Source organism: Treponema sp., assembly GCF_045657965.1.
Lineage (GTDB): Bacteria > Spirochaetota > Spirochaetia > Treponematales > Treponemataceae > Treponema_D.
The window spans coordinates 1-4,526 of record NZ_JAZOUG010000014.1 but is presented as its reverse complement, the minus strand read 5'-3'; the positions used below and the strand labels follow the sequence as shown (position 1 = coordinate 4,526).

Genomic DNA, 4,526 nt, shown 5'->3' with positions numbered 1-4,526 from the left:
TCCTTCACTTATCTGATTATGTTCAAAGAACTTTTACCGTACTGACCGGTTGTCAGCGGGTGAGAATGAATATATCACACCAATATTTTTCTGTCAACACTTATTTTCTTTTTTTTCAATTTTTTTTTATTTTTTTTCGATTTTTTCATTTATTTTAAAAAAAAGCTTAAGAAAAAAATCTTAAGCTTACTCAATAAAAAAATACAAATATTATCGGGTAGACTGGATTCGAACCAGCGACCCCAACGTCCCGAACGTTGTGCGCTACCAGCTGCGCTACTACCCGTTTTTTTTGACATAAAAAAATCCCGCTCTTTTATAAGCGGGATTTTGTCGGGTGCGAAGGGGCTCGAACCCTCGATCTCCGGCGTGACAGGCCAGCGCGATAACCAGCTTCGCTACGCCCCCGTGATGTTTAATATACTATCAGAAACACTATTTTTGTGTCAATAATATTTTTTATTTTTTTTGCATTTTTTTTAATTTTTTTTTCTTTTTTTTATCCACGCGGTGCTTTTGCAGGATCAATTGGCTGACCATTCTGAAACACCATAAGTGAAATCTGAGACTTGCCGGTATAAGTATCAATACCAGCTGTACCGATTTCAGAACTATAATTAATATAATCCCCCTTAGATACATCAATTGAACCTAAACCGGTATAAGCATAAATATGACCTGTTTTACTTTGAATAAAGACTACATTTCCAAATCCTCTGTATGACCCGGAAAACATTACAGTACCAGCCCGAATAGCCTTAACTTCCTCGTCTTTCTTTGCAGCCATACTGACTCCGCCGACTTTTCCGTTTATATAGACTATATTCTCAGTTTTTACCGGCCATACCAGAGAAGAATCCGCTTTTTTTCCTGAATAAGTACGCGGATTGTCAATTTCAGGAATTTTTGAAGAAGATATAGAACTTTGTGCAATATCCTTTTTTGATGATGAGTTAGATGTATTAGTTTTTACACCGGTAACATCAGAGGATGCAGTAGCTGATGAAGATGGTACTTTAAGCTTTTGTCCAACTTTTAGCGTTGAATCTTTTCCAAAATCATTGAATTTCTGAAGTTCATCAACAGAAATCCCATATTTTTTTGATATACCAAACCAGGTTTCCCCTTTCTGAACTTCATGAGTTACAGACGAAGAAACAGGAGCAGGTTTTCCATCAGGAATTTTTATTTTTTGACCAACCTTAATGCCATTATCTGATAAACCGTTAGCATTCTGAACATCAGATACAGAAACTCCATATTTTTTACTGATTGAATATAAAGTTTCACCTTTCTGAACTTCATGAAGCGTATCACAAAATAATTCAACAGAAGATGAGAAAATTAAAACTAAAAAAGCAAGTTTAAAAACCGAACATTTCATATCTTAGAAATTTTCGGCAAAATAATGGAAAAAGTTAAAGCTAATTCTCCATAATCGACCAGAAAAGGCCTGCAGCATCAATTCCATTAATTTTGTTATAAGAAGAATAGCATTTAAGAATATTATCCCTTCCACTGGTCAGCTGTTTACTGGTAATTCCATACTTTATTGAGCTGTCTGCTTCTATAAAAGCACTTAAATGGTCTGCCAGCCGGACAAGTTTACCATCAACAGGCGAATAAATATCAGAATTATAATTTTCATTAAGTTCTTCCCAACTGACTGACTGGGAAGTTTTTGAGCCGTCAAGTTCAGTAACAAGTATTCTGTTTTGAAATTCATCGTTTGTAAAATAAAGAATTTCCTGCACATACGAAGAATCCATAAGCGGAACAAGTTCAGCATGAACAATTTCATCTTCAATCTGCTTTACAATTCCAGGTAATTCATTGGTAGCCTGTTTTACTGGAGAAATTATATCGCGGGTCACGCTTTCCGGTAAATCATGAAAAAGAGCAGAAAAAAAATCATTAAAAAGTCGTTTTTTACAGGGAATTACTTCTGTCGAACGAATAAGTAAAAGCGTGACTACAGCTACAAAAAAACAGTGGCCTAACACGCTTGTTTCTGGAATACGCGGTGTCTGATTCCACCTTGTCTGAAAACGAAGCTGCTCTAATTTCATAATAAACTCAAAAGGTTTTTCACGATTTAAAAGCATCCGGACACCTTTTAAGTCAGAATATTTTTTTAAATTTTCACTAAGTTCATCATGGATTTCTTGAATCCGCTCTTTTTCATTTACAGGTGAAATCATCTCAAGCTCACGAAGAGAAGAAAATTTATGCGCCGCTTCAAGCACCCGCTCTGTAAGTGAAAATTCATTAGTATTTAATTCGGAATCCTTTTCGAGAAAATTTGAAAATTTTTCAAGCAATTCTGAATCAGAAAGATAACTTTCATATTTTGAATAAACCCATTCATTGAGTTTTTTGTACTCTAAAGGATATTTTTCCCTAATCATCTGTTGAACAGGTGATTTTATATCGCAGAGCATAATTTTTTTTAATAAATCAAAAAGCGATGAATAAATCATCTGCTCCCAGTCTATTTCATTACCTTCTGATTCTTCGTATTTTCCGATTATATATGCACAGGCCATTTTTTCGGCAGCTTTATCCATTTCAACGATTTCAAACGGGCGTACAAGATCATTCCAGCGCTGAATGGAAAAACCTTCAAAAATTTTGAGAATTAACTGTTTTTCAATCATTATTTTGCAATTCCTTTTTTCTGGTCGGCTTCAAATTTTTGTTTCCAGACGCCGGCCTTTTTCTTGATTTCTTCAGCTTCTTCAGCTTCCCCAAGAGCGATTGCAATTCTACGGCAAGCAGATAAATATTGAATAGCCAGACGCATGTCATCAATACGATGAGTTGAAAGTTCATATCTGTCACGATATGCAGTAGCAGACTGGTCATTCAGTTTTCTGATTAAGCGGATATAAAGCACAGAATTATCATAATCAGGAGAATTCGGATCAAAATAATCTTTTACAGCCTGTTTTAAATCTATAAGATTCTTGGCTACTGTTGCAAAACGCCCCTGAAGTTCAACAAAAGACCACTTCCATTTTGTATTATCACCAAATGCATCGATAAGGAGAGAAATCGCAAGGCCAAGCTTTTTTATAAGGTAAAAACGCTTTTCCAGAGGAGTATTTGCAATTTCCGTAAGTTTATCTGATAAATCAGCCTGCTGTGCATCAACTGTACCAGAGACAATTTCTTCAAGATAAATAATCGCTTTATAAAGCATTTTGCGGGCATCATTCAACGCATCATTATCTTTTGTATTGACGAATTCGACTGTAAGGTTATTGATTGTGATATAATAAGTTGCAACTCCAATCATAGATTCACAGAGTATAAGCCTTTTATACCCGACACCTGCATTATCATGAGACATGAGCGCAAGCATACTTTTTTCTTTTTCAAGAGCTTGATTTATCATTTCCACATAAGGCTTGCATTTAATTTCGCAAATTTCGCGGTTTTCAGTCATTACTTTTGCCATTAGTTTATCCCCCCAAACTTAGACAACATTGAACGGGCATGTTCCAGAGACTGTTCACTTGCAGAATCTCCGGAAAGCATCCGCGCAATTTCAGAAACACGCTCTTCTCCGGATATTTCATGAACATGAGTTTGTGTCATGCCCCCACTCACGCCTTTTTCTATTTTAATCTGATTATCGGCATAAACTGCAATGCTCGCAAGATGTGTAATACACAAAACCTGCCTGTTTTTAGCAAGTCCCTTTAAATGACTTCCAATTGAAACCGCTACTTCCCCACCGATTCCTGTATCAATTTCGTCAAAAATCATTGTTCCAACAGTTGATTCACCAGAATCATCGGCCTGACACAAAATGGTTTTTAGAGAAAGCATAACACGGCTCAATTCACCGCCGGAAGCAATTTTTGCAAGAGGCTGTAAGGGCTGCCCGGGATTTGCACTGATTAAAAATTCAATATCATCAATTCCATACGGCCCGCATTTTTGAGTAATTTCATTTCCCTGCTTTTCTGCAACCTGTACGTAAAACCGTGTTCCGCTCATACCAAGTGTTGAAAGAATCTGCACCACACCGGATGACATTTTTTGAGAAGCTGCTTTTCGTGCATCAGAGATTCTTTTAGCTTCGATATAAACCTTTTTTCCAAGCTCAGCAATTTCTTTTTCAAGAAGTTCTTTTTTGTTTGAAGATGAATCTAATTCTTCAAGACGAGTCTGTGCTTTTTGCAGATAAGCTATTACTTCAGAAAGAGGAGAATTTACAGAAGAAGCATACTTTTTTTTGAGATTATAAATAAGAGTCTGCCTTTCCTGCACCTGACGAAGCCTTTCCGGGTCAAAAACAAGTGAAGATGCATAAGATTTATACTCTTCTGAAATATCACTTAATTCATAAAAAGCACTGTCCAGCCGTTCAGCTAATTTTTGGAGAGATTTATCTGAAGAAGAAGCTGAATCTGCAAAAATCCTGATTTTTTTAAGGAGAGAAACAACGGAACCGCCTTCCCCTTCGGAAAGAGAAGAATTAATCGATTCAACATCAGAAAAAAGCTTTTCAAAAGATG

The 4,526-nt window shown here is 36.2% G+C and carries 4 protein-coding genes and 2 tRNA genes; all 6 read right to left on the bottom strand.

Annotated features, from left to right (window positions below; translation table 11 throughout):
- Positions 1-213: 213 nt before the first annotated feature.
- Positions 214-286 (bottom strand) — tRNA-Pro (locus tag ACKI5B_RS00340).
- Positions 287-333: 47 nt separating this feature from the next.
- Positions 334-409, bottom strand: a tRNA-Asp gene (locus ACKI5B_RS00335).
- Between the two features lie 90 nt (positions 410-499).
- Positions 500-1,384, bottom strand: coding sequence for a LysM peptidoglycan-binding domain-containing protein (locus ACKI5B_RS00330; protein ID WP_407424964.1), 885 nt, complete (start codon positions 1,382-1,384; stop codon positions 500-502).
- Positions 1,385-1,424: 40 nt separating this feature from the next.
- Positions 1,425-2,657: an HD domain-containing protein gene (locus tag ACKI5B_RS00325; protein WP_407424963.1), complete on the bottom strand. Its 1,233-nt coding sequence runs from the start codon at positions 2,655-2,657 to the stop codon at positions 1,425-1,427.
- A complete protein-coding gene (locus tag ACKI5B_RS00320) occupies positions 2,657-3,460 on the bottom strand; it encodes a hypothetical protein (RefSeq protein WP_407424962.1) in 804 nt (267 codons plus the stop codon). Before ACKI5B_RS00320 ends, ACKI5B_RS00325 begins: the two co-directional genes overlap by 1 nt.
- Positions 3,460-4,526: DNA repair protein RecN (locus ACKI5B_RS00315; protein WP_407424961.1), on the bottom strand; the 1,067-nt coding region annotated here is incomplete at its 5' end. The genes ACKI5B_RS00315 and ACKI5B_RS00320, both read right to left, overlap by 1 nt.

What these genes read in the sequence shown, in the direction of transcription:
- ACKI5B_RS00330 (WP_407424964.1), bottom strand. Translation starts at nt 1,384, where the DNA reads ATGAAATGTTCGGTTTTTAAACTTGCTTTTTTAGTTTTAATTTTCTCA.
- ACKI5B_RS00325 (WP_407424963.1), bottom strand. Translation starts at nt 2,657, where the DNA reads ATGATTGAAAAACAGTTAATTCTCAAAATTTTTGAAGGTTTTTCCATT.
- ACKI5B_RS00320 (WP_407424962.1), bottom strand. Translation starts at nt 3,460, where the DNA reads ATGGCAAAAGTAATGACTGAAAACCGCGAAATTTGCGAAATTAAATGC.